The organism is Limimaricola sp. G21655-S1 (assembly GCF_027213785.1).
Classification (GTDB): Bacteria; Pseudomonadota; Alphaproteobacteria; order Rhodobacterales; family Rhodobacteraceae; genus Limimaricola.
Map to the genome: position 1 here is coordinate 165,492 of NZ_JAPWGO010000006.1, position 23,860 is coordinate 189,351.

Sequence of the window (23,860 nt, forward strand, 5' to 3'; positions counted from 1 at the left end):
TACGCCGTCAGCAGCCGACGCCGGCCACCGGCAGAAATACGCAGGGGCATCTTCGCGGTATCCGGTATTTTACGCATCAACGGCCCCGTACAGTGAGCAGGTCCCCTGCTAACCTACATTCGGCCCGCAGGATCGCCCCCACAGCCACACTGAAGCCTTCATGAGGTTCTAACAAGTCATCTGAAGGCTGGGCTTTTCGTCCCACTCCTCCGATCCGACACGAATTTTACCTTTCCGACCATTTCCAGTTTCGGGGGCGGCGTTGCCCGCATCCCCTCTCTACGTAAAATCGTCTCCGTCAGCCCTGAGGCGGAGTGGCTGTGTCGTGAAGTTGGAGGAAATTTGAGGGCGGCATAACCGCCGGGTGACTTGCAACCACCCAACCGGCACCGACAACCGCCAGGGGGATCACGCCTTGAACCAGACCACTGACGGCGCGTGCGTTTCGCTACTGGCGAACGATGACGGCGACGCCCCGCTGACAGGATGGCCGCCCGGGGTGTTTCCCCGGGCGGCCATCGTCTTGCGCACACAGTCCGGTTTCTCTGCGTCAATCGGTCCGCAGCGGCAGCCAGCAGAAGTCGCGCCCCTCACCATCCCGCACGCGCCGAGCCTCCGGGCTGCCGGGTGCGCAGTACGTATCAAGCAGGGCATCCATGTCGCCGTTCTTCGTGATGAGCCCGCTCCAGGCTCCGAAGTCCTGCCGGGCCACGATCCCCTCCCAGGAGGCCGCCACGGTCAAACCGTGGGCGCGCCCCAGGGAGAACCCGGTGGCGCCGCCAAGGCCGAGCATGGCGATCATGCCGAGGGCGATCCATGCGGCGCTGGCCCACAGGAGACGCCCCTGGACCCGGTCCATGATCGCCGTCAGGTGCCGCTCGGCCTCCCCGGCGAACCGGCGTGCCAGGGTCTCGTTGTGCCGCTGCAGCAGCGACAGGCCCGACGAGATTTCGCCCTGGACGGCCTCGCGCACGCTCTTGTGGACTGCGTTCGCGGCCTGGCGCAGCTGCCGGTGGTCGGCGGCGCTGTCGTAGCGGCTGATCTCCCGCATCGCGATCTCGAGGGCGAAGGGGTCATCGAAGCCGCAGCCGGCCTGGCTGACCTTGCGGCGGATGCTCCGGGACTGCTCGAAGGTCAGCTTGTAGTTCGCCAGCAGGGCCTCGAGCCGGTTCATGTCGACCTTCACGGCCATGGTCTTGTCTCCTTCCTGTGTCATGCGGGCAGCCCCGCCAGATCCCGCAGGCCCTCTGGCATCTGCGTCTCGAACTGCTCGAGAAAGTTCAGCACCCGCTGCTGGTCGGTCAGCTGCAGGCGCGGGTCGCGCACCGCCTGCCGCCAGGGGATCTGCAGGCGCTTGACCAGCTCGGCGGTGCGCGCCTCGATCGCCGGCAGGCTCGTCTCGATCCCGCCCGCTTCGAGGAACCGCGCCCGCGTCTTGCCGCCGAAGGGCACGCCCGCGGGGTCGCGATCGCCGAACCAGATCGGGAAGTCGGTATCGCGCGGTGCGGCGCGGCGGTTGAGGATGGCCACGTGGCGGATGTCGAGCGCGCTGTCGCGGTAGGGCGCGCTCAGCTCCCTGTGGATCGCGAGCGACTCCACGCTGCCCCGGTCCGGCGTGATCATGTGGAAGAACACCAGCGTGATCCCCAGCCGCTCGGCCGTGCGCAGGAAGTTGTGCAGCCCGTCGCGGTCGTCGAACAGGCGCTGCAGGTCCGCGAGCGAGCCGCCCGCCAGGTCGTGCAGGATCAGCGGCTCGGGGCAGCCCAGCGAGTCGATCAGCGTGGTGCGGCTGTCGTCGCGGATGTTGTAGGCGACCACGCCGGTGGCGGCGTCCTGCGGATCGCGCAGCCGGCCCGCCGCGTCGCGCGCGGCATGCATCGCCGACAGCGCCCCGATCGCACCATCGGCATCGAAGGCCGCGACCGGCACCTGCCGGTGGCGCAGGAGGTCGAGCAGGACCGAGGCGAAGAAGCTCTTGCCGGTGCCGCCCTTGAGGGAGGTGGTCATCGCCAGGACCGGCCGGCGCTTTGCATGCGTCATGTCGTGGCGCTCCTTACAGATCGCGGTGGGGGTTGTGGGTGAGGGACGACGCGAGGGGCGCGAAGGCCGTGGGCGCGGCCCCGGCAGACCCGGGTGCCCGGTGCGTCCTCAAAGCCCGCGAGGCGGAGAGACGGGACCTGGCCGCGTCGCGGATGAACCCCTGGCGGCAGGCGCCCAGGATCTCGCGGTCGCTGGGCGGCGCCTCCGGGCTCTCGGCCGCGAGCGCCCGCTCGACCCGGTCGATCCGGGCGAGATAGGCCCGCAGCGTGCCGGCGCGGACGGGGACGTCGCACTCTTCGAGCCATGCGGCGAGCTGGGCCGAGCTGTAGCCCGTATCGCGCAGGCGCCGCAGGGTGCCGCGCGCGGCGATGATCTCTGCCAGGCGGGAGGTGCGGGGCGGCACGGGCCGGGCGGCCACGCGCTGCTCGAGGCGCTCGGCCAGGGTGGGAGGGGCGGGGTCGGACATGGGCTGATCCTGTTCTTTTTTGCTGCTTCCCCATTTTCATACACTGGCTTCTCATTGCCCGATAAAGAGAGATGACCGTTATCCACATCTTTCGACATCAGAAGACAAAACCCCCTGGCGGGCATTGACCGGCACTCGCCTCGCCCCTGCATTAAGTAAATTATCGATTTAATAAATCAGCTGGCATTTCGAACTGCTGTCCGCTCCGGCCATACGGCGGGAGGCGCCGCGTCAAAGCACGGGTTTTGCATCACTTTTCTTTTTCGATGATAGTCCTCGCATCAGCTCGATGCGACGTGCGTTCGTCTCGTCGCGAACCCGCAGCAGGGGCCATGCGGGAGACGTCCTATTCGCCGCATGTCCACGCATCCCATGGCATTTCCGTTTTCCTGACACATTACGCATATCGGGTCCGGCGCTCAGTGACGGGCGGCTTGGTATTTTCATGACCTGCGGAAAATATCGCTATCGACGCCCCTGCATCGACGGAGACTTCCATGCCCGTGACCATCATCGCCGGAACGCCCCCCGCCACCTCCCGCCCCCGGGACCGGTGGCGGCCGCAGCATGGCGCCCCCTGCCCGCGGCGTGGCCGCAGGACGGCGCATCGCGCCCCTCATCCCTTCGCATCGCGGGCGCATGGCCGGGACCGGCCGTGGGGCTCCGGAAGGACCCTGCCCCCGGCCGGTTACGGGAGGGGCGCGAGATGATCAGCTGCACCCGGATCTATGAGGTCGCGTACTACCTCGCCTCTGCTGAACAGCAGGCGGCGGACCGGGCCCCGATCCCGATGCCGGAGGCCGCGGGCCGCGACCGGCCGAATGCCGAGCCCTGCGACGGACCGGGCCGCTGGGTCGTGCTGCAGCCCGAACCCCCGGCCGCGCTGCTGCTGAGGCCGGGGGTGCCGAACATCCTCGACGGGCTGCGCCCCGGCGATCCGGTCGTGCCCGGGGTGCTGCGCGATCTCGTGGCCGGGCGCGATCCGGCCACCGGGCGGATGGCGGCGCGGCGGCGTCGCCCGATAGCAGGCGCGCCGGTGCCGCCCTCGGGCGGCTACGACCTGCAGTTCAGCCTGCCCAAGAGCGTGAGCCTGCTCGGTCTGGTGGGGGAGCTGGCCCGGCCGGGGCTGCTGGCGGCGATCCGCGCCATCCATGCGCAGGCGATCTCCCGGGCGCTGCAATGGGCGTTCGACCTCGGTCTCGTCGCCAGCCGCAGCCGCGGACGCCATGTCCCGGTCCAGCGCGTGATCGGGGCCCGGTTCGATCACGCCGCCAGCCGGGCCGGGGATCCGCAGCTGCACAGCCATGTCGTGCTGTGCAAGACGGCGGTCGGCCGGGACGGACGGCTGCGCCAGCTCGACAACTACCTGCTTCTCACCCATGCGGGCGCGATCGCGGCGCTGGCGCGCTGCGAGGAGGTGTTCCTGCTGCAGGAGCGGCTCGGGTTGCGGACCCGCCCCGTGGGCCGCAGCTACGAGATCATCGGCGTGCCCGCGCCGTTGCTGGCGCTGTTCTCGAAGCGCCGCCGGGCGATCACCGCGCGGATGGCGGCCGCCGGGCGCGGCACCGCGCAGGATCGGCGGGCGGCGCAGCTCGCCGCCTATGCCACCCGGCCGGGCAAGACGCATGGCGCGCTGCGCGACGCGCAGGCGGCCTGGGCGGCGGAGGCCGCGGCACAGGGCTGGTCCGCGGAGGCCTTGCTGCGGAGCGTCGCGCAGGCGCAGGCGGCGCGCCCTCCGCTCCAGGAGACGGACGCCACCGCGCGGGCCGCGGAGCTGCTGCGGCTTTGCGCCGACCACCCGCCGCAGAACCACGCGGCGTCGGATGGTTTCACGGCCGCCTTCGAGCTGCTGCAGCACGAGGCCATCGGCAGCGACGCCGTGCTGGACCTCGTGGCGGCGTGCAGTCAGGCGCCAGCGGAACCACGGCCGGTCGTGCCGGCCGGGGGTCAGGCCGCTCCGGGGATCGCTGCGCTGGCGAACGCGGTGCGAGAGGCCGGTGACGAGAGACCGGGCGGCGAGGCCGTACCGCCGATCCTCCCGGAGCCGGGGTTCTGAGCAGGACCTTGGACGGGGGGCGGAAAGACAGACGTACGAAGGGGCCTGACAGCCGCCCGGCCCGCCGCACCGAGAACGGCTCCGCGCGCCGTCCAGCTCTCAGGAGCAGGCTCCGATCCGGTTGCCAAGCCACAGGGCCTCCGGAAATGAGGCCCCTTCATACGCTACGTTACATAGATGGTTTTTATACAACATAGCGTATATTTACATTACCCATGCCAAGGCGTATGCATGCGCCTATGGATCAACTCGCGCGCACACCAAAGGAGATCGGCGCCGCCATCCGGCGTGCCCGCAAGCTGCACGGCTGGTCGCAGTCGGAGCTTGGCCACCGTGCCGGTCTGCGCCAGGCAACCATTTCCCTGATCGAGACCGGCGACCGGCCTGCGAAGCTCGACTCCATCCTGGCGGTTCTGGCCGCGCTCGATCTCGAGTTCACGATCGGCGCGCGGTCGAAGAGCGCACCATCGGACGTCGAGGCGCTGTCCTGATGGGGCAATGCGCCCTGGAAACGCGCCGCTCGGTGTTTACTCGAACAGTCGCCGCGCCGGGACGCCTGCGCCGCGAGACCAGCGGTGCCATCAGCTTCGATGACCATGCGGACTGGCGGGCCTAGGCACCGGCCCTACCGATCTCGCTGTCGCTTCCGTTGCGGGGTGATCCGGTTACAGCGCTCTTCGAAAACCTGTTGCCGGACTCGGATGCGTTGCGCCGACACGTCGCGGAGAAGGGCGGGGCCCGCGGAACGCAGGCCGACAGCCTGCGCGTCGGTGATCGGACCAACTTCTCGCAGCCCGACCAGGCGGTGAGCATCATCTGGAGTGCGCGTCAAGCGAAGCCCAGATGGGTCGGAAGGCAGGTTACACCAAGCCCATGATCGGCCTGGGGGCGGGAGTCTTCGAGAGCGTTGCGGATCACGATGGCGACACCTATCGCTCAGTCTATGCGATGAAGCTTGGAGAGGACATCTACGTCCTGCACTCGTTTCAGAAGAAGTCCACGATCGGGATCAAGACGCCGAAGCCTGATATCGATCTCATCAAAGCCCGGCTGAGCCAGGTGAAGCAGCACCTCGCCCAAGCGCAAAAGGCCGCGAAAAGGAAGAAGAAATGACCGGAGATCAAGCTCCCCTGGAGATCGAAGTCGGAAGCGGCAACGTATTCGCCGATCTCGGTCTCGATGATGCGCCAGAACTGAAGCTGAAGGCCGCCATCGTTGGGCAGATCAACTCGATCCTGCATCATCGCCACCTGACTCAGGTTCAGGCCTCAGAACTCCTGGGCCTGCCGCAACCGAAGATCTCCGCCCTGAGGAACGGCAAGCTCCATGGCTTCGCCCTGGAGAAGCTTCTCGAGATCATGATGAAGCTCGATCGGGACGTCGAGATCGGTTTTAGCAAGTCCTCCAGGAAGGAGGGATCGCGCTATTACATCCGCAATGAGAAAATGCGGACACCCGTCGCAGCGTGATCTGCCTCGTCGGTGATCGGCCACGACTGCGTCAGCGCGCTACCCTCCGCCTCATCTGATGACACCTTCGCGAATTTCTTCTTCCAAGCGCAGAGCGAATACGGGCTGACCCCGAGCCGCTTCGAAACGTCTCTGACCAGGTAGCCTCGCTCGGTGAACTGCGCGACCGCGTCCCGTTCGAACTCGTCGCTGAACTTGCTGCCGCTCGTCATGGCCTTCTCAAATTAGCGAAGAAGGCGTCCAAAAGCACGGCGGCTGTTCAGCTGTGGCCGCCCCAAGTTACTCACCCTCGTCCTCATCCGGGAAATCGTAGCGCTCCACCACGACGCTTCCCGGGTCATCGGTATCCGGCCACACCTCGAGCACCTGGTTGGTCAGGTCGCTCTCGGACCCCAGTGCCGCAAGCGCCGCGCGGAAGTAGGCCTCCTGCTGCTTCGCCGCGCTGCCCGCCGGAAGGTTCAAGCAGACCAGCCCCGCATGCAGCTCGACGCCGACATAGCAGGGCGCCTCGGAGCGACTACCAGACCGGGGACGAAAGTCATTCGAGTTGCGGGTCACGAAGGTCCAGTCCTGCTCGATCAGGACCTTCATGATCTGATGGTCCTTCCAGCCCTGCATGCCGCGATGTACGACGTGCCCGGATGCGTGGTATCCGGCCTCGATCGCATGGCGCACGAGGGATGGCGCAAGGCATTCGTCGATGAGGAACTTCACCGGGTCGGCGCCCGCCGCGCGGGCCTATGGATCAAGCGCAATTTTCGTCACCGACCGCAGGCGGCTTCCCGGCGGAGAGACCTTTCTCGGCCGGCCCGCACGCGGATGCGCTTCGCTGTAGATCACTGCCGCATCGATGTCCTCGGCGGACAGCGACGGATAGGCCTCGAGCACCTCCCCCGCCCCGTGGGCCTTGGCCATGGCGGCAACCTCGTACCCACCGATGCGGGTTCCACGGATCGTCGGCAGCCCCCCTCGGATGGCAGGATCGGAGACGATGCGTTCATTCGCCGCCTCCAACCGGCGAAGGCCTTCCATCGATGCCTTGATGGCCGGGGAGAGGTCGATGTGAATGTTCCCCTCGTCATATGCGAGATCGACGCTGTCAGTTGCCCCTGGCCTGACCGCGAGGCTTTCCCGCGCGAATTTCTCGAGGGAGCGCATCGCCGCCAGGCGGAGCTCTTTTCCGAGCTTCGCCCCATCGCCTGCGCCGAAGCAGACCATCGGGGCCGCGTAAGCAGGAAGCATGCGTCGCCCCTCGATAATCCTGCAGACCTTCTTGGGCAGCAGGCGGTCGTCGATGAGCCTGTGGATGCGCTTCACATCGACGCCCGTCACGAGCGCGGCCTCCCTGATCGAGAGGTTCCGCCTGGGAGAGTAGCGCGTGGCTGCAGGCATAGGGGAAGCCTCCCGTAAATCCGTCCGACAACCGGACGAGTTTACATGTAGGGGGATCGCAGAAATGAGACAAGGTGGCACAAGTGCCGCCAGGGGGGCTCCCCAACCCATCATCAATGCCCCGACAAGCCCCAGTGCGCCCTGAAAGTCATCGGAACTTAAAAATTCGCATAGGCATGCCAAAGAGACCCGCCTCCTGTCAGATGCCTTGGGCAACCTCCTGGGAGGTCAGGTAAGCCGGACTTGGGACGGAATGCGCAGGTAGGCTGGCATTCCGACCCCACCGCGGCCGTATTGCGAAACTCGAGGCATCGATGTGGCGCCGACTTGCTCTTCGAAGGAGAAGACCGAAGATTTCCGCACTGAAGAGATGCGGACACCCGTCGCAGCGTGATCTGAGGCAAGCGAAGGGCATGGACGGCAGAAATCTCTCAGCCGCACCCTGCCACTCGGCATGGCTTCATCACGGCCAGCATGGCGCGCATTCCTTCGAACGGGGGAGTTGCTTTCCGACCGCTCCCCTGCGGCGGGAGATCGACGGCCTCGCTCGACGCCATGGCCATGCCGCTTCGCTTACTTTTCGGGTGAGCCCTCGCCCCCCCGTCCGCCTCCTGCCCTAGGCCGTCTCGGCTGACGGGAAGGAGCCAAGATGCCGGCGCTCACCTGAAGGCTGAGGCAAGACACCTCGCCCCGTTTCAGGGAACGAGCGGACTGGGAATGGGGCTCGAGGGCCTTCTCCTGAAGGAGCCCCGCTCGCCCTGACGGCGAACCATGAGGTTTTCGGGGAGCCCGTCTCGGGACGTGCGCGGCCCGTGCGCGGCCATGGCGGGCTCTTGGGAGGATGACGGCAAAGTCTGCCCCCGGCGTCCAGCCCCCGACGGTGCATGTCGAAAAGCCCCGCCGGAAACCTGAAAAGCCTTACACGTGAATGCCGGTGCGTCCCGAAGAGATCTTCGGGGCTTCAGATCGGTTTCATGTCAATCGGCGCCCCATTTTGACCCCCTATCGGCATCGAAAACTCACCCCCAGGAGCGCTTAGGAAGCTGGTCCGAGACGGCGTAGCTTCCAAACGGCGCAGCCCATCCAGAAGAGCACGGTCACGCATGCCGGAGGCACCGCCGTGGCGGGCGATCTGTCGATCATGGATGGCGAGGACGGCGGCAAGTGGAACCCAGACGGGCTCCCTCATGCGAGGGCTTGCAGCAGATCGCGGTTCTCATCCATCACGATTTCTGCAGCGGCGAGAGCAGCCGCGATCGCTGGATCATACGGCGTGATCTTCAGGCTGCCATCATCGCCGCGCCCCACGAAAAGCGTATCACCCTCTTTGGCGTCGAGGATCGTCAGCATTTCGGTCGTCAGCGTCATGACCGCGGAATTGCCCACTTTCCGGATCTTGGTCTCGATCATGGCACGCTCCCTTGGATATATGGAGGTATATACACCATCCTTCGCGCCCAGCAGCCCTTTCGACATTCACCGTCAGGGGCTGACGCCCAATGTCCCGCCCTCACCAAAAATCGCCCAAGGCGCCGACATTTGCGGCCATCCGGCGCAGAACCTGCTGGTCGAACGTTGCGCCCGAAGCGCGCAGCAGCAGTGCGATCAGCAGCCGCGGGGCCTGCGCCAACAAAAGCGCTGCGGCTCGAGGCGGAGGACATCGTCTTCCTTGCGTCCGGCGACCGGGCGCCGGGTCCGGGACTGAGCTTCGAGGCCCCATCTGCCCAAAGACGCGCCGCAGACTGAACGCCTGTCCCTGAAGCGGCCCCGGGATCCAGGCCGAGCCGCTCCCTTGGCACCGCCCACGCTCCCTCTGGCATACCGGTCTGCTCCGAGTGTGCCGGCTCGCGCATCGAAATGCAGTCACGCCGCGCAGAGGCGGCCTCTGCCGTGCAAGGGGAGCGTCAGCCATCAGAGGCGCAGCGACAATTTCCCGGGGCTTGGCCGGGCGTTCTCCGGCTTTTCTTCGAACACGAGCCCGCCGGCCCCTCTCCAGCTGACCGCAGCCCGGCCCGGACGCTGATGCCGATCTGCCCCCCATGCCGATCAATCGTACAGGCCCTGCTGACCAAGTTGCATCGGCGCAGTATCTGAGCCAAGGGGCGGGGATAGCGAGCTGTATCGGCACGCCGGGACGACGACCCGTATCAAGTGAGACGTGTTCATGATGGCAAATACCGGGTTTGGGCCTTTGGCCCTATTCCTCATTGCGGCAGGCTGCGGCGTGCTGCTAGCGCTGCTCGTCAGCATCGCCAGCGACTCCAGCCGACAGGTCATGACATCCAGCCTGTCAGGGCTTGAGCCGGCATCGCACCTCCCCGAAACTGCGGAAGCCGGAAGCGGCAGGGGCGATCGAGAGGCAATGTCCTCATCGCACCCAGCGGTATGAGCGGAACTCCGTCACTCCTGCACAGCTTGCCGCCCCTCGCCGGTGATCGGGTCTTGATGGCTCGGATTGGCGCCGCGCTGACGAACATAGGTCACGTCGCTGCCGAATGCTGACCTTTGCGGGGCACGCCGCGATGTCAGGCCACGGGCCCTTCTCGCCATCCGGGCTTCAACCGCGCCGCTGCGTATCGATCAGCAGGGCCTTGGCCCGGTCGAGCGCCACGTCGAGATCCGCGAAGGCACGCTCCATGCGCTGCTTCGCCGCCTCCCGCATCTCGCGATCCCCCGGATGCCCGGTGTCGTGGCGTCCAAACGGGGGCGTGGGGGGCACGGTCCGCCGCCTGGCGCCACGCGCGGGGCGCGCCGCGAGACGCGCGCCCAGACTTGGCACCGCCCAGATCCGTGCCGTCTGACGACCGGTGATCTCGTGCAGCAGACCGAGCTCCGTCATTTCACCCAGCAGGGTCAGCGCGGTGCGGATCGACACGCCGATTGTCTCGGCGAGCAGCGCCGAGCTCAGCACCGGCGCGGTACCGAAGGCTTGCACTGCATCGGCCATGCGCGAGCGCCCGCCCCTGCCCTGCGCCGCCTCCTGCCCGCGCCGCAGCCAGTCGCGCGACAGCGCGAAGCGCCCGACCTCCGCCTCGAAGAGCCGCGCGAGATTGGTGCCGAGGGTCAGGAGCCCCGCCTCGCTGCCCGGCGACCACGGCAGGAAGCTCCGGTGGCTCAGCGCCAGGGCGGGCGGCGAGACCCAGTGCGCATCGACCCGCCCCGACAGACCCCGCAACACGTCCTCGGGACCGATCCCGCGCGCGACCCGGCCCCGCAGGCTGCTGTCGGCCGCCATGAAGATCAACCGCTCGACGAGTGGGTTGGCGCGCTGCGACAGCGCCGCGTAGCCGGCCGCCGCCCGCGCCGCGCTCAGGATCGGCATGTCGCCGGGTCTGAGGTCCGCGAAGAGGCCTTCGATTTCGGCGTCATCGAGCCGCTGGCCTTCGGGCTCATCGGCCGGGTCCACACCGGGCCCGGTTCCGGTGCCTGCCGCCCTCTCGAAGCGCCGGACGGTCTGGACAGGCCGCGTCAGAGGATCGCCCGGCGCCTTCAGCGCGCGGATCAGGCTCAGCGCCAGCTCCGCACCGGTCGGATCCGCATCCTGGCTTCCATTCAGCGCGACGCGTGGCAGCAGATCGCCCTCGGAGATTCGGATGCCCTCGAGCCCCGCGCTCGCGACGGCCTCGGCCAGCGCGATCTCCGAGCGCCAGAGGTTTCCGACCGCGGGCTCGGCACGGGCCATGGCCTCCAGCCGCGTAGCCAGAACCTCGGCCCGCATGAAGGTCGAGACGGCATTTCGCGCCTTTTCGGTGTCATCGAAGGCCATCAGTCAAACCCCTGCCATGCCACATAATTCTCATCCTACTTGAGGATGTATAGTCTCATCTTCAATCGTCTCTGCGGATTGCAGATGTGTTTTAGAAAGCCTTTTGTGGGAGGGGTCCGGAAGCGTGATCCTGTCCAGTCCGGGCGTGCGCTACGACCGGAACGAAATCGCAGGCTTCAGTCCGCGCCCTTGCGAGCAAAGGGATCTGGCTCTTGGGTCTCCCCTTCCCTGTCGTCTCCGCCAAGGCTGCGCGCCCCTTGCCGGTGCTTTCAAACGACCGTATTCTCTAGTATAGTTGCATTGGAGGGTCCATGTTCTGGCAGCCGCAGGAGGGCTCGATCGCTGGTAACGTCCATCTCGCCTGCATTCGCAGGCCGAACCAAGAGATACAGCATGACCACGTTCCCGAGCCATCGGACCAAGATCAATCGCGCCATGCGGCTGGCCGAGGTTGGCGAGCATAGGACTACCGCAGAGGCCTTGCTTCGTGCCCTCCCCGAGAGCGTGATAGCACGCGTCACCGGGAATGAGCTTGCCGAGCTTCTCGATGCCGTGTGGAAACTCTCCCGAAACTCCAAGACGAGTGCGGAAACCGAGGTCGTCAGCGACGGCGGGACCTGGGACGAGGACAAGCAGCCATTCCGGGAGCTGGCTTAACGAACGCAGTCGTTGCGGTGCAGATCTAGCGCGAAAGAGATCATCATGGACCTCCCCTCCCCTGCCCTCGAGCCGGCGCCGCGCGAGGGGTTCGCCCGGATTGCCGAACATCTGAGCGAGGTGCCGAGCGGCTCGCCATTCCAGGAGACGGTCGAGGTCGTGCTTTGCGATGAAGCGGCACGCTGATGGCACTCATAGGCTACGCCCGCGTCTCGACCGACCTTCAAGACACTGCCGCGCAGCGCCGCGAACTGAAATCGGCAGGCTGCACCGAGATCCACGAGGAGTTCGCCTCGGGCGCCGCGCGCGCCCGGCCGGTCCTCGCGAAGCTGGTGGCCAGCCTCGGCCGCAGTGATGTGCTGGTCGTCGTGCGCATCGACCGCCTCGCCCGTTCGCTTTCGCACCTGCTCGAGGTCATCGAGACGCTGGAAGCCCGCGGGGCGCATTTCCGATCTTTGGGCGATCCGATCGACACGACCTCGCCGCAGGGCAAGTTCACGCTGCAGATCCTCGGCGCGACGGCCGAGTTCGAGCGGGCTCTGATCCGCGAGAGGACAATGGCGGGGCTGGCATCGGCGCGGGAGAAGGGCCGCGTCGGCGGCAATCCGGGCCTGCGGGACCGCGACCCGGAGGCGATCGCCAAGGTCAGCCGGGCGCGCGACCGCAGCTACTTCGACAAGCTCAACGAGGAGGCGCAGCAGTGGCTGCCCGCCGTCCGGCAGTTCCGGCCGCGGCTCCCTTGGGAGGACGTCGTGCGGATCATCAACAGCCGGCATCCAAGCGCGAAGCCTTGGACCGTCGAGCGGCTGCGGCGCGCCGCCGGGCGCTTCGTGAAAGACGGGCTGCTGGATCGTGCCGTGCTCGACCGCGCCCCGCCCGCGCGGAAGGACGACCGGATCCTGGCGATCATAGCGGGCATCAAGAGCTCGGCGCCGGAGATGACACTGAAGGAGATCGCGGCGCGGCTCGAGGCGATGCGGGAGCCGACGCCGCGGGGCCGGTCGAAATGGGCGACCTCCTCAGTGGCTCACCTGTTGGATCGGGCGCAGAAGGCGGGGTTGCTTGAAGACGACGTGGAGCGCAGCGGATAGGATCGCCGCGGAGTGAAAGCCCACAACTTGGAGCATTGCATGAGCCGCCGTGGCAACTGCCACGACAATGCCGTCGCCGAAAGCTTCTTCAACCTGCTCAAGCGCAAACGGGTCAGGTACCGGATCTATCGCACGCGCGAGGAAGCTCGACGGGACGTGTACGACCACCTCAAGATGTTCTACAACCCTAAGTGCAAGCATTCTCAAAACGGAATGCTGTCACCCCTCGAGTTCGAGAGGCAGCAAAAACTCAGGCACGAAGGCGTCCAACAAACGCGGGGCTATTCACCCGGAGGTGTTCCTATCTGCCGTCGCTTTGGCTGCGACCGTCATCTTCTGGCTTTGCAGGTTAACGGGTCCTGAGTACACAGCGCTGGTGGAGCAGCTTTCTAGCACGTAATGTCCTAATTCGGACACCGCATGACGCGCGGGCATTTGACCGCCTTCATTTCCCAGCGAGCCTTGAGGGACCATAGGAAAGGCAACGACGTAAATGCATCCAGCCGTAGCGCACCATCTGCAAGCTTGTCTCTCGGCTGGGCCGAGATCAAAGCAGCCAGTGAAAAAAAGCGGGAATAGGGTGCACTCATGCCCAAGGATTCATTGCGCAACATTGACGCCGAAATCATATGATAAATATCAAATTGAAGGCAAGATTCAAACGGTATCACCAGATTAAAAAACACTCTCCTACATCAAAAAACCGAAATCAACGCCGGAAAAAAGATGAACGAAGAATACAGCCGCGGGTATGCCATTACTCCCAAAAAATCTAGCTTTGAAGAATTTAAAAGTTGGTCTAGCTATTCGCTTACAAAAAAATATGATTTAAAACTATCGCCTAAGACCGAATTTTTTGCCTCCAGGTCGGGAACTGAAATAAGCATATCGCTTGTTGGTCGCGCCTTTGATCTATACGACAGAACATCAGACACCAAGAAAGTCGCAGAACAAGCGCTTGATATATATTTAGACAGCGGATTCGAATCGTGCTTAAAATATGTATCATATCTAGCAGGAAGATTTGCCTGCTTCATATGTGATGGACCGATTATTACCGCTGTACCTGACTGCAGCGCTACATACGCAATACATCATGGAGCCAGCGATAAGGAAAGCATATTTTCCTCTCACTGGGGGCTCGCAGCTCACCTACTGAAGATCGATCGCTGCGAAGAAGTTTCAAAATTTATGAGCTCTCCAGACTATCAGGAACCAGGAGGCAAGTACTATCCTGGACTTAAAACTCCGTATTCCGAAGTAACCAGTGTATTCGCAAACTGCTATGGACAGCTAGACACTAACACCAACACGTTTATCCATAAAAGGTTCTACCCAACTTGTTCAGTACCCACCATGAGCGTCGAAGCAGCCTGCCGTAAATTCGAACGCCTTCTGAGAAGAAGCGCGATTATGTCAATTGATGAAGGAGCGCAAATTGGCCTTACTGCTGGCTCTGATAGCATCGCGGTTCTTGCCGCCCTCAGAAACGAATATCCCGCTGGCTCTGAAGCATTTACCTATATAAAATCTGAAAGCCCGAGCAAGTCGGCCATAACTGATGTTACTGGAGCAAGCAAAGTAGCTAGAAGAAGCGGCATTCCACATTCCGTATTTCCAGTAATGCCAACAGATTTCAGTAGTGAATTCCACAAGCTTTACTCCAAATCCTTTAAATACGGCGCGCGCTATCCAGCCTTGGCTAGAGCCTTTTATGAAAGCATGCCGCACAATAGAACTATTGCCATCTCTTTAGGGGCGGAAACTGGCACCGTTTTTTACAAGAAACGCGACGGAAGCGGACCTGACCCCATTCAATTAGCCAAGAAGTTCACGCAGTCTAAAGCAGCAAATTCTGCAGAGTTAATAAAGTGGATGGAAGAATATATTATTTACACTGAGTTTACGACAGATCGGATCTATGACTACTCATGGGAAGATCTGTTTTACTGGGAGCACCGCAATACTAAGTGGGCATCACTTTGGTACGCCGAAATAGATATGACTGGATTTGCAATTGTGCCATACAACTGCAGACACATTCTTGAAACAATGCTATCCGTGAACAGAGAGGAACGCGAGAACAAGACGCTACAAAAGAATGTTGTTGGAAACACATGGGGCTATGGCGAAGTTTCCTTCTATAGCTAATTAGCATTAAGAAGACCCAACAAAACCTTCTAATTTGGTTGAGGCAGATGAGGGCGCAGCCGAGGATCACGAAAGTCTCGTGGATGTCGGCGCGCCGCTCGTAGCAGATGGCGAGGCAGGGCGGTCACATCATCCACGCCGATCCATCCAGTTTTTTGGTATCGGCCAGCGTTGCGATGCAATGGCGTGCGACCAACTCCCAGTTACGCTCCCTCACTATCCAGCGCCGCGCAGCTCGGCCTAACGCGTGCCGCTTTCTGGGGTTTATCAGCAACTCATCCAAGGCCTCCGCAAGGGCGGCCCAACTTCTGTTTTGGTAGAAGGAGCCGGTCTCTCCGTCTCGGGCGATCTCTAGCATCGACAGAAGGTCCGGCAGGAGAACGGCTTTCTCCATAGCCATGGCCTCGAAGGGCTTGAGAGGTGAAACCAAGTCCGTAACTGGCGTCGATTTCCGCGGTATCGGAGAGATATCGACAAGTGAATACCAGCGTTCCACCTCCGAAGCAGGAACGCGACCCGTCATTGTCGTTTTCTCGTCGAGCTCTTCTAGGGAAACCAAGTTGCGAAGCTTCGGAATGATCTGGCCCTTAAGGTGCCGAGCTTCATCGCCTACGAGAAGTAGCCGAAAGTCCCGCCCGCGCCGATGCAGTATTCCGCACGCACGCACGAGATCATCCAATCCTTCATAATGAGTAAATGATCCGATATATCCGATCACCGGGGTTTGTTCATGCAGGTTTATCCTATGGGCAAAGCCAGCATCCCGCCTCCGTGGTCGGAATCGTTTTGGATCCGCGGCGTTGGGTAAAATGTCGATCTGCGTATCAACTACACCCCGACGGCGCAATTCAGCAGCCATTCCTTGGGTCAGAGTAAACACTTGGTCCGAATTCTTTGCGACCTCCGCCTCTAGATCAAAGGATCGGCGAAATTGCGGGTCTTCCTCGTAGGCCGGATTGACCGACAGCTTCGTCAACTCCCAAAAACCCCGCATTTCATATACGAAAGGAATGCCGAGCCGTCGCGCCGCAATTAGGGCGGGAGCAGCGGTTTCGTAGTTGGACGCAGCCATCACGATAGCGGGCCGCAGCACATCGAATTTCTGCGCCAAGACTTCTGCCGCTCGATCCATATAGGATGTCTGGCGAACATGAATCCGGCTGGGTTCGGCTATGCGATGATACGTCACCCCGTCGATCGTATCCTGGCTGGCGAACCGCTTTTGGCCGACATCGTCCGGAAAGCCGGGGCGGGTCATGCAATGCACCTGCTGGCCAGCGGCTATCATTTCTTTCACGAACTCTTGTGTACGCATTGAATAGCCGGTCACGTTGTGAGGTAGGCTCATGTGCAACATGTAGCATATTGCGCCCGAAGAGCTTGGCGGAGGCTTCTTCGGGAGTTCACTCAAGCGCTGCCTGAGTAATTCAGCGCTGAAAGGCGTGATGTTTCCTAGTTCCAGATGCGCCTGCCGCACCCAGTCATCCTCTGCGGATGTCAGCATCGCATTTTCGGCGACGGCAAGGCACTCCCCTGCAAGATCCGTGAGCGAAGCGTTGATCGCTCTACGAAATCCGGTCTTGAGATCCCGCAGCCCGGAGGATTGCGAAGCCAAAGCCTGCAGAAGCACGCGTCTTGAATCCTGCCGATCGGCGGCTCCCAACATGCATGCAGCGTCAAACAGCGCCGGCGCCAAGTCCGGCGTCAACTCCGGGAAGGTCTTCGATGCCTCCTTTACTGGAGACATTCGTTCGGGCCGCCGATCCTGATCCGGAAATTCCATAGAACCCTCTTCGAACACGACCGCCACGCTCAGTCTACGGATTCGTGTCCAGCCGATAGATCCGTCCGGCGACAAATCTCGATATCACACGATCCAATTATGGAAATCCTTCATCTTGCCCACAATTTTTCCGGTTCTCTTGAAAAGATCATCATCGGCGCGCCAAGTATGATGCTGATTATTGGCCGCACGATAGTTGATGAAATTAAAGTGGTCGGCGGAGTATATTTTACCGCCCATCTCCAAAGTCCTTTTCAGGACGTCTGTGTCTTCCCCTTGACTCCGACTGGGAAATGGAACTTTCTTGAACCAAGACTTCTTAGCTACAAAACTAGCACCACATACAAAATTTGTGATCTTGTGCTCATGGCCGGGGTTTCGAAGGATAAGCGTATCGCTTCCTTCGAGCCATACAGGGAATGTCCATTTTCCGCAGATATCCGCCCCCGAAAAATCGAAGGTCAACATCATGTCTTTCAGATAATTTGGGAAGTACCAGTCGTCGTCGTCGAACTTCGAAATGAACTCTCCCTGCGCTGCGTCGATCGCGGCATTCAGCTTTTGTCCAAGAGAGACTGTCGAGGGAAACTTCATGATCCTGACGCGTTCGATATTGCCCACGCCGGTTAGACGGTTTTCCAACTCGGTCACTTTCTCGAGGGGCCAGTCTTCCCGCAGCGCGAAGATTACCTCAATGCGAGAGTAGGTCTGCCTAGAAATGTTCTCAACAATCCTGTCGAGAAAGAGCCAACGTCTCGTGGACAAGATGATTGAGACGAGGGGTTTCTCCCGTTTTGCTTCCTGGCCAAGCACCACAGATCGTATAACATCCGATCTATGGGTGTATTGATGCTTGAGTGTGACCTCGCGAATGCCGAGTTGGCTGGTCTTCCACCAGTGTCGGTCGTCATTCAGCAGTCGTCCGACCTGGTCCACGGCTTCGCCCGCGGTGGTCGCCATCAGGACAATGCCGGAGAATTGTTCTTCCAAGGACTTGGAGGGCGCTGAAACAACAGGGGTTCCGCTTGCAAGAAGCTCGTAAACCCGCCGCGACATCATCGTTGGCGATGAAATGATCGTATTTACATTCAGAAAGACCTTGAATCTTCTATAAATGCTCGTCATTTCTCTAAAGCTAACAGCGGGTCGGATGAAGGGCCGAAAGCGTTCCGGAAAATGGTAGCGCGGATTTTCGTGTACCGACATCCTGTCGTAGATCGCGCCTTTGAACTCCACGACCGGTTCCAGCATGTAGTTCATCTGCCGAGCGCGCTCTTCGTGACCCTCCGAGTAGTAGGAGCCGGCGAAGCACAAGTCCTCCTGTGGCTCTCTAACGCGATTTACGGGATTCGTAATCTTAAGATTTGCCGCAAAAGGAAGTGCTGTCACGCTCAAGGCATCTGTATGCTCGAAATACTTGGGTACCATTTCTTCGTCAGTGGTGAAGATATGGTCCGCATACTTCATGACCGGCAGGAACTTGTCGAAATGAAGCGGATCTTCCTTGTTGATCATCACAATCGGCTTGTCGATCGCATTCCGAAGCAGGGAAAGCGTTGCCGTCAGTGCTTTGGCATTAGCATGAGCCAGGTTAGGAGAAGTAAACGCATAGTGCCAGTCATCATTATGGGCCCTCCATGCACTTTCCATGAGCACGAAGTCATAACGCAGATTTTCTGCCTGAGTCTGGGCCGTCGAACGATTCAACCGTATGCATTCGAAATCTGTCGACCAGTTGAGTTCGCTGATTTCATCCAGAATACTCAAGGCTCTCGGCTTGTCCGACGTCGTATTACCATGACCCTGCCATGCCACTGCGAGCGGCCTAGCCGCTTGCTCGATCCCCTCCTTTAAGAAGACATTCCGGCATACGGATAATCTCCGAAGCGTCGGCAAGTCGTTTTTGCCCTGCACAACTTGATCGATTAGAACACTAGCGGATTTTCGCCTGTCCGCCGCCTCGAGCTTCATGGCGGCGGTCATCAGCAGGCGACCTTTTGTTACTGAATCCAATGCCATCTCCAGAGTTATAGATCCGATGTCTTCAAGGCTCTATCGCGACCATACTCCGCGGGTATCGATTATCTTTAATTCGCGACGTGCAGGAACCGGCATCGCCTTGAAATTGTCGTGATCCACAAGAAGCACAAGGATGTCGCAATCTACCAGCGCTTTCGACGGCTTGACCAAATTTGCCTTTCCAACCAGCTCGGCAGGCATCGTTTCAGCGAAGGGCTCAACGACATCGAGCCTGTCGGGGTAGATCTCAGCAAGCCGTGTCGCGATCCGCAGGGCGGGACTTTCGCGCATGTCGTCGATGTTCGGCTTGAAGGCTAGACCGAAGCAGGCAATTCGCGGGGTTCGACCCGTCTCGGCGGTGCTCTCGGCAACCGCTTGGTGTATCTTAGCGAGCACCCATTCGGGCTTGCTGTCATTCACTTCACGGGCGGTGCGGATGATCCGCGACTCTTCTGGGGCTTGGCTCACGATAAACCAGGGATCGACCGCGATGCAGTGGCCTCCGACGCCGGGTCCGGGCTGCAGAATGTTCACGCGCGGGTGGTGGTTGGCCAGACGGATCAGCTCCCAAACGTTGATGCCGAGCTTGTCGCAGATCAGCGACAGTTCGTTAGCGAAGGCGATGTTCACGTCGCGAAAGCTGTTCTCGGTTAGCTTGGCCATTTCCGCGGTGCGGCAGTCGGTCTCGATGCAGTCGCCGTCGACGACCATTTTATAGAGCAAACGCGCCCGGGAAGAGCAGGCCTTGGTTGCGCCCCCGATGATACGATCGTTGGTAATGAGTTCGGTCAACGCATGACCGGGCAAAATCCGCTCGGGACAATGGGCGATCCGAATATCTGAATCTTCCCCGTGGGTGGCGGGGAAGGTCAGGTCTGGCCGCTCTTGGGCCAGCCAGTCGGCCATCTGCTCAGTGGCTCCGACCGGGCTGGTCGATTCCAGAACGACGAGATCGCCGGGCTTTAGCACCGGCGCGATTGCACGACTGGCCGCTTCGACATAGGATAGGTCTGGCACATTCTCGGCGCTGTCCTCCCTGAAGGGAGTCGGAACGGCTATCAGGAAGGCATCGGCGGCTTCCGGCGTGGTCGTGGCCCGCAGGTATCCAGCGTCGACCGAACGGCGCAGCGCATCATCGAGGCCGGGCTCAACGATATGCGTCTCGCCTTTGTTAATCTTGTTGACCGCGCTGGCGTTGACGTCAAGCCCAACTACCTTAATGCCGCGAAGAGCAAATACTACCGCTGTGGGCAGACCGATGTAGCCGAGGCCGACAAGGCAGACAGTGTGGATGGGACTGGTCATCAGGCGACTCCGAATTTCGCAAGCGCGTCCAGAATGCGCGCGGTTGCTTTGCCGTCCCCGTAGGGGTTGTGAGCGACACTCATTTCTTCGTAGGCGGAGTGATCGGTCAGGAGCTTCGAGGCCCAATCGACGATCATGTTCGTATCGGTTCCTACGAGCCGCACCGTGCCGGCATCGACTGCCTCGGGGCGCTCCGTCGTATCGCGCATCACCAGGACAGGCTTGCCCATGGATGGGGCCTCTTCCTGAATACCGCCCGAGTCTGTCACGATGATGTGCGAACGGCTCATCAGGTGGACGAAAGGCAGGTAGTCTAGGGGTTCGATCAAGTGGATGTTGTCCAGATCGCTCAAGATGCGCTGCACAGGCTCGCGGACATTCGGATTGAGATGCATCGGGTAGACCACATCGACGTCGTTGAACCGTTTAGCGATCTGTCTGAGGGCCATACAGATTTGCTCGAAGCCACCGCCGAAGCTCTCACGGCGATGACCGGTCACGAGTACGACGCGCCGCTCGGGCGACAGGAAGTCGAAACGGGCGTCCAAGCTTGCCTTCAGAGCCGCGTCCGCCTCAATGCGCGATACGACTTCGAACAAAGCGTCGATGACCGTGTTGCCGGTGACAGAGATCAGTTCGTCGGAAACGTTCTCATTCAGAAGGCTTTGACGCGAAGTTTCGGTTGGCGCGAAATGCAAGGCGGCAAGCGCGCCGCAAACCCGACGGTTTCCCTCTTCCGGCCAAGGGGAATAGAGGTTTCCGGTACGCAGCCCGGCTTCCACATGGCCGACTGGAATACGTGCGTAATAGGCTGCAAGGGTCGTGGCCAGCGTGGTGACTGTGTCCCCATGCACCAGTACCATATCAGGTGCTTCTTCTTTCAGAACCGGCTTTAAGCCCTGCAAGATTGAGGCTGTCACACCGTAGAGATCCTGACCTGATCGCATGACGTTCAGGTCATGATCCGGACGGATGCCGAACAGCCCCGTTACTTGGTCAAGCATTTCCCGATGCTGTCCGGTAACACAGACCCTACACTCGAAGCGAGGGTCTGCGTGCAAGCCCAACACAACCGGAGCCATCTTGATAGCCTCTGGCCTAGTCCCAAAAACTGTTATTACTTTCAATGGACTAACCTATCTGAACGAACTGCCCTTAGCTTTGGCCTCGCGTTTATCAACCTTGGGTGCGATATACTAGAGTGAGGATTAATACTCTCACTACTAGGGCAATGGCCGAGGCAGAGCCTCACCGCAGGGCGCTCCCGGGCGGCAGACAGGTCCAGGGAAAGACACGCTGGTCGATCTAAGTGCGGGTCAGGCCGCACCGAGGCACCTTGCGGCGCCAGTCTACCGGGGGCGATCGGTATTTGAGTCAAACCACCCAAGAACTGACAACCATCTTCTGACTATCCGAATGATGCAGCAGAGCGTCTGCCTTACCGCGCTGCCAGACGGCCATCATCAGCGCGTCCATGACGAGCGCGGCATCGCGCTCCGCCTTCATCGACCAGCCGACAATGCGGCGCGAGAACAGGTCGAGGACGGCGGCGACGTAGAGCCAGCCCTCGGCTGACCAGACATAGGTGAAGTCGGCCAGCCACTTCAGGTTCGGTCCATCCGCGCAGAAGTCTCTGGCGAGAAGGTTCTCGGCGATAACGGAGCGCGCACCTTGGTCTTTCGGCAAGCCGCGTCAACGGGGCCGTGCCCGCAGGCCAGTCCGCATCGATCTTCCTTGCGTTGCCTGCTCGGCAGTTTACGAGACTTTCCCCAGATCCGGGGGTCCGGTTTCCTGGAAGCAGGTCAAGGCGGAACTTTAGGGTTTCCCCCTGAGGGGAACCATCCTATGCGAAAGGTTGGAGCATGCGAGACTGTCGAGGCCTGATCATGAGCAGAAGCGATCCTCAAGATACGAAAGCTGGGGTGTCGGTCGATGCAACCCAACCAACCGACGAACTGGCCAAATCTTGCGACCAAGTTTTCAACATGCCGTTGGCGAGTAAGGCAATATTCTGGCCGGCGCGCCATCCAGTTGCCTCGCCCTTGCTTAATAAGCTGCCCTTTCTGTTCTGGCTTATGGAAACGGTCCGACCGCGGAAGGTCATGCAGATCGGACTTGGTGACGGATTGATCTACATGGCGCTGTGTCAAGCAGCGGAGCGACTAGGCGGGCAGACATTCTGCTTGGGGATCGATCCCGGCGACAGTCCTCTGCCGACCGATCTACAGTCGCCGCATGACGCGCAATACGGTGATATCTCGATCCTTTTGAAAGGACTTCCCGCAGGAGGTTCAAAGCTTATCCGGGACGCCGACGTTCTAGTGCTGAACAGCCACTTGGACGAGGAGTTGTCCCGCATCATTCTAGAAAGCTGGCTGCCGAAACTATCCAAACATGCCATCGTCTTAGTCTGCGAGCCTGCGCATGTGTTTGGATCTCAGGATCTACGACGGGTATTGCTTGATGAAGCTGGGCATCCGGTGCTGACCGGGACGACGTCGCCGGGGGGCGAGTTTCTAGACGTCATACTGTATGGAGACGACCAACCCGAACGCTTGCGTCGGCTGGCCAGCGCCGACGACGTCTCTTCGCTGCACATGGTGGCCCGCCAAGTGTTTGGTCGGCTCGGGCAGGGCATCGAAGATGCCCAGCAGATTGCAGTCATAAAAGCTGAAACTGCTGACCGCGATCATCAGATCAAGACACTGCAGGACCAGTTCGAGCAGTGCAAATCAGACCTATTGACGGCTCGATCCCAGATCAGCCTATTACAGCAATCACTTGAATCCGAACGTACTCGGACAAAGACCGGAATTAGTTCGGAGCTGAAACACAACGCTCAATGGCAGAAAAATTCTGATGTGACCGCTCGAATGACCGAAATTGAGAAATCCCAGATAAGCGCCAAAACAACACATGCCGATAGTCAAGGGGAGTTAGAAGTCTTGCGTAGGCAGAAGGCCGAACTCGAGGCAGAGCACGCCGCGCGAATTGAGGATGTTGCGGTGCTGATGCAGCAGCACGAAATCCAATTGAACGATCTACAGCGATCTCACCAACAGGAGCTAAAAGCGATCCAGCATAAGCATGCAGAGATCCAAAGCGAAGTTGTAGCACTTCGCGAAGAAAAAGCCGCTCTGCAGGGGCAATATAATGAAATGGTAAAGGGCTTTCATGACAGCACGTCATGGCGCATTACCAAACCCCTAAGAAGCCTGAAACTGTCTCTAAACCGGTAGGCCAGTAAAGGAGAAGGCAAGGCCATCGCGCTGACCACAGCCCGAAGAATATGTCCCAAGAACTTTAAGCGATGGCCCTGTCAGGGCCGGGCATGGTATGACTACTGCCTCAATCTCCCGGCACTACAGGACGACCGGTATTGTTAAATGCGCCTGGATTAAGACGCCCTTTCTACAGAAGCCCTGACCCTAATCATTTCTGTATATCGTTATTACATAATCCCTTAGAAGCGCACACCTAACTGCCAGCCTCAAATAGTATTAATTTTATGCTTCATAAAAGAAATAACAGGTCACCAGAACTCGGGGCAGCAATGGGCACGGCACTGATCGTCCTGGCCGCGGGTCAGGGCACGCGGATGAATTCGGACCTGCCGAAGGTCCTGCACGAGATCGGGGGCGCGCCGCTGCTGCATCACGCGATGG

22 protein-coding genes and 3 pseudogenes are annotated in these 23,860 nt (G+C 61.0%); 11 read left to right on the forward strand and 14 right to left on the reverse strand.

What is annotated here, in order from left to right; translation table 11 throughout:
• Positions 1-550: 550 nt before the first annotated feature.
• From O4G76_RS08420 to O4G76_RS08430, 3 genes are read right to left on the reverse strand one after another with little or no spacing between them, the layout of a single operon-like run.
• The gene (locus tag O4G76_RS08420; RefSeq protein WP_269396919.1) at positions 551-1,192 is read right to left on the reverse strand and encodes a hypothetical protein; all 642 of its coding nucleotides are present in this window, start codon (positions 1,190-1,192) and stop codon (positions 551-553) included.
• Between the two features lie 20 nt (positions 1,193-1,212).
• On the reverse strand, positions 1,213-2,040 hold the full coding sequence (locus O4G76_RS08425; RefSeq protein WP_269396920.1) for a hypothetical protein: 828 nt from the start codon (positions 2,038-2,040) through the stop codon (positions 1,213-1,215).
• A gap of 13 nt (positions 2,041-2,053) precedes the next feature.
• Positions 2,054-2,506, reverse strand: a complete 453-nt coding sequence (locus tag O4G76_RS08430; RefSeq protein ID WP_269396921.1) for a hypothetical protein — start codon at positions 2,504-2,506, stop codon at positions 2,054-2,056.
• A gap of 706 nt (positions 2,507-3,212) precedes the next feature.
• Here O4G76_RS08430 and mobF point away from each other — a divergent pair.
• The 4 genes from mobF to O4G76_RS08450 all read left to right on the forward strand — a co-directional run bounded on the left by mobF (position 3,213) and on the right by O4G76_RS08450 (position 6,031).
• Positions 3,213-4,562 (forward strand): MobF family relaxase, encoded by a 1,350-nt coding sequence (gene mobF / locus O4G76_RS08435; RefSeq protein ID WP_269396922.1) that lies wholly within the window; start codon positions 3,213-3,215, stop codon positions 4,560-4,562.
• Between the two features lie 239 nt (positions 4,563-4,801).
• Positions 4,802-5,053: a helix-turn-helix domain-containing protein gene (locus O4G76_RS08440; protein WP_269396923.1), complete on the forward strand. Its 252-nt coding sequence runs from the start codon at positions 4,802-4,804 to the stop codon at positions 5,051-5,053.
• 352 nt (positions 5,054-5,405) lie between these two features.
• Complete coding sequence (locus O4G76_RS08445; protein WP_269396924.1) at positions 5,406-5,675, forward strand: type II toxin-antitoxin system RelE/ParE family toxin; 270 nt, start codon at positions 5,406-5,408, stop codon at positions 5,673-5,675.
• Positions 5,672-6,031, forward strand: a complete 360-nt coding sequence (locus O4G76_RS08450) for a helix-turn-helix domain-containing protein (protein ID WP_269396925.1) — start codon at positions 5,672-5,674, stop codon at positions 6,029-6,031. Before O4G76_RS08445 ends, O4G76_RS08450 begins: the two co-directional genes overlap by 4 nt.
• On the opposite strand, the gene O4G76_RS08455 is transcribed toward O4G76_RS08450, so the two are convergent.
• From O4G76_RS08455 to O4G76_RS08480, 6 genes and pseudogenes are all read right to left on the reverse strand, one after another.
• Positions 5,989-6,243 (reverse strand): transposase, encoded by a 255-nt coding sequence (locus O4G76_RS08455; protein WP_373568022.1) that lies wholly within the window; start codon positions 6,241-6,243, stop codon positions 5,989-5,991. The two genes, O4G76_RS08450 and O4G76_RS08455, sit on opposite strands and share 43 nt — an antisense overlap.
• A gap of 67 nt (positions 6,244-6,310) precedes the next feature.
• Positions 6,311-6,745, reverse strand: coding sequence for a DUF5615 family PIN-like protein (locus tag O4G76_RS08460; RefSeq protein WP_269396926.1), 435 nt, complete (start codon positions 6,743-6,745; stop codon positions 6,311-6,313).
• Positions 6,746-6,769: 24 nt separating this feature from the next.
• Positions 6,770-7,363, reverse strand: coding sequence for a DUF433 domain-containing protein (locus O4G76_RS08465; RefSeq protein ID WP_269396927.1), 594 nt, complete (start codon positions 7,361-7,363; stop codon positions 6,770-6,772).
• Positions 7,364-8,504: 1,141 nt separating this feature from the next.
• A pseudogene (locus O4G76_RS08470) lies at positions 8,505-8,612 on the reverse strand (type II toxin-antitoxin system death-on-curing family toxin); the annotation flags it as partial.
• Positions 8,609-8,833 carry an AbrB/MazE/SpoVT family DNA-binding domain-containing protein gene (locus O4G76_RS08475; protein ID WP_269396928.1) on the reverse strand — a complete coding sequence of 75 codons (225 nt, stop codon included), beginning with the start codon at positions 8,831-8,833 and terminating at the stop codon, positions 8,609-8,611. The pseudogene O4G76_RS08470 and the gene O4G76_RS08475, both read right to left, overlap by 4 nt.
• A gap of 1,147 nt (positions 8,834-9,980) precedes the next feature.
• Positions 9,981-11,189 (reverse strand): hypothetical protein, encoded by a 1,209-nt coding sequence (locus O4G76_RS08480; RefSeq protein ID WP_269396929.1) that lies wholly within the window; start codon positions 11,187-11,189, stop codon positions 9,981-9,983.
• Positions 11,190-11,582: 393 nt separating this feature from the next.
• On the opposite strand from O4G76_RS08480, the gene O4G76_RS08485 reads away from it, so the two are divergent.
• From O4G76_RS08485 to O4G76_RS08505, 5 genes and pseudogenes are all read left to right on the forward strand, one after another.
• Positions 11,583-11,846: a hypothetical protein gene (locus O4G76_RS08485; protein WP_269396930.1), complete on the forward strand. Its 264-nt coding sequence runs from the start codon at positions 11,583-11,585 to the stop codon at positions 11,844-11,846.
• 45 nt (positions 11,847-11,891) lie between these two features.
• A complete protein-coding gene (locus tag O4G76_RS08490; RefSeq protein ID WP_269396931.1) occupies positions 11,892-12,032 on the forward strand; it encodes a hypothetical protein in 141 nt (46 codons plus the stop codon).
• Entirely contained in the window at positions 12,032-12,937 is a 906-nt protein-coding gene (locus O4G76_RS08495; protein ID WP_269396932.1) for a recombinase family protein, read from the forward strand. The genes O4G76_RS08490 and O4G76_RS08495 overlap by 1 nt, the downstream gene beginning before the upstream one ends.
• A gap of 12 nt (positions 12,938-12,949) precedes the next feature.
• Positions 12,950-13,180, forward strand: a pseudogene (locus O4G76_RS08500) (IS3 family transposase); the annotation flags it as partial.
• A gap of 483 nt (positions 13,181-13,663) precedes the next feature.
• Positions 13,664-15,088: a hypothetical protein gene (locus O4G76_RS08505; RefSeq protein ID WP_269396933.1), complete on the forward strand. Its 1,425-nt coding sequence runs from the start codon at positions 13,664-13,666 to the stop codon at positions 15,086-15,088.
• A gap of 124 nt (positions 15,089-15,212) precedes the next feature.
• On the opposite strand, the gene O4G76_RS08515 is transcribed toward O4G76_RS08505, so the two are convergent.
• From O4G76_RS08515 to O4G76_RS08535, 5 genes and pseudogenes are all read right to left on the reverse strand, one after another.
• The gene (locus O4G76_RS08515) at positions 15,213-16,898 is read right to left on the reverse strand and encodes a glycosyltransferase family 4 protein (RefSeq protein WP_269396934.1); all 1,686 of its coding nucleotides are present in this window, start codon (positions 16,896-16,898) and stop codon (positions 15,213-15,215) included.
• 57 nt (positions 16,899-16,955) lie between these two features.
• Positions 16,956-18,890 (reverse strand): glycosyltransferase, encoded by a 1,935-nt coding sequence (locus tag O4G76_RS08520; RefSeq protein ID WP_269396935.1) that lies wholly within the window; start codon positions 18,888-18,890, stop codon positions 16,956-16,958.
• A 33-nt stretch (positions 18,891-18,923) separates the two neighbouring features.
• On the reverse strand, positions 18,924-20,195 hold the full coding sequence (wecC, locus tag O4G76_RS08525; protein WP_269396936.1) for a UDP-N-acetyl-D-mannosamine dehydrogenase: 1,272 nt from the start codon (positions 20,193-20,195) through the stop codon (positions 18,924-18,926).
• Positions 20,195-21,277 (reverse strand): non-hydrolyzing UDP-N-acetylglucosamine 2-epimerase, encoded by a 1,083-nt coding sequence (gene wecB, locus O4G76_RS08530; protein ID WP_373568023.1) that lies wholly within the window; start codon positions 21,275-21,277, stop codon positions 20,195-20,197. The genes wecC and wecB overlap by 1 nt, the downstream gene beginning before the upstream one ends.
• 307 nt (positions 21,278-21,584) lie before the next feature.
• A pseudogene (locus O4G76_RS08535) lies at positions 21,585-21,926 on the reverse strand (DDE-type integrase/transposase/recombinase); the annotation flags it as partial.
• Between the two features lie 155 nt (positions 21,927-22,081).
• On the opposite strand from O4G76_RS08535, the gene O4G76_RS08540 reads away from it, so the two are divergent.
• The gene (locus tag O4G76_RS08540) at positions 22,082-23,434 is read left to right on the forward strand and encodes a hypothetical protein (protein ID WP_269396938.1); all 1,353 of its coding nucleotides are present in this window, start codon (positions 22,082-22,084) and stop codon (positions 23,432-23,434) included.
• 314 nt (positions 23,435-23,748) lie between these two features.
• The coding region (locus O4G76_RS08545) for a 2-C-methyl-D-erythritol 4-phosphate cytidylyltransferase (RefSeq protein ID WP_269396942.1) at positions 23,749-23,860 on the forward strand (112 nt) is incomplete at its 3' end.

Excerpts from the sequence above, each read along its gene's own strand:
- O4G76_RS08420 (WP_269396919.1), bottom strand. The coding sequence starts at position 1,192 with ATGGCCGTGAAGGTCGACATGAACCGGCTCGAGGCCCTGCTGGCGAAC.
- O4G76_RS08425 (WP_269396920.1), bottom strand. The coding sequence starts at position 2,040 with ATGACGCATGCAAAGCGCCGGCCGGTCCTGGCGATGACCACCTCCCTC.
- O4G76_RS08430 (WP_269396921.1), bottom strand. The coding sequence starts at position 2,506 with ATGTCCGACCCCGCCCCTCCCACCCTGGCCGAGCGCCTCGAGCAGCGC.
- mobF (WP_269396922.1), top strand. The coding sequence starts at position 3,213 with ATGATCAGCTGCACCCGGATCTATGAGGTCGCGTACTACCTCGCCTCT.
- O4G76_RS08440 (WP_269396923.1), top strand. The coding sequence starts at position 4,802 with ATGGATCAACTCGCGCGCACACCAAAGGAGATCGGCGCCGCCATCCGG.
- O4G76_RS08445 (WP_269396924.1), top strand. The coding sequence starts at position 5,406 with ATGGGTCGGAAGGCAGGTTACACCAAGCCCATGATCGGCCTGGGGGCG.
- O4G76_RS08450 (WP_269396925.1), top strand. The coding sequence starts at position 5,672 with ATGACCGGAGATCAAGCTCCCCTGGAGATCGAAGTCGGAAGCGGCAAC.
- O4G76_RS08455 (WP_373568022.1), bottom strand. The coding sequence starts at position 6,243 with ATGACGAGCGGCAGCAAGTTCAGCGACGAGTTCGAACGGGACGCGGTC.
- O4G76_RS08475 (WP_269396928.1), bottom strand. The coding sequence starts at position 8,833 with ATGATCGAGACCAAGATCCGGAAAGTGGGCAATTCCGCGGTCATGACG.
- O4G76_RS08480 (WP_269396929.1), bottom strand. The coding sequence starts at position 11,189 with ATGGCCTTCGATGACACCGAAAAGGCGCGAAATGCCGTCTCGACCTTC.
- O4G76_RS08485 (WP_269396930.1), top strand. The coding sequence starts at position 11,583 with ATGACCACGTTCCCGAGCCATCGGACCAAGATCAATCGCGCCATGCGG.
- O4G76_RS08490 (WP_269396931.1), top strand. The coding sequence starts at position 11,892 with ATGGACCTCCCCTCCCCTGCCCTCGAGCCGGCGCCGCGCGAGGGGTTC.
- O4G76_RS08495 (WP_269396932.1), top strand. The coding sequence starts at position 12,032 with ATGGCACTCATAGGCTACGCCCGCGTCTCGACCGACCTTCAAGACACT.
- O4G76_RS08505 (WP_269396933.1), top strand. The coding sequence starts at position 13,664 with ATGAACGAAGAATACAGCCGCGGGTATGCCATTACTCCCAAAAAATCT.
- O4G76_RS08520 (WP_269396935.1), bottom strand. The coding sequence starts at position 18,890 with ATGGCATTGGATTCAGTAACAAAAGGTCGCCTGCTGATGACCGCCGCC.
- wecC (WP_269396936.1), bottom strand. The coding sequence starts at position 20,195 with ATGACCAGTCCCATCCACACTGTCTGCCTTGTCGGCCTCGGCTACATC.
- wecB (WP_373568023.1), bottom strand. The coding sequence starts at position 21,277 with ATGGCTCCGGTTGTGTTGGGCTTGCACGCAGACCCTCGCTTCGAGTGT.
- O4G76_RS08540 (WP_269396938.1), top strand. The coding sequence starts at position 22,082 with ATGAGCAGAAGCGATCCTCAAGATACGAAAGCTGGGGTGTCGGTCGAT.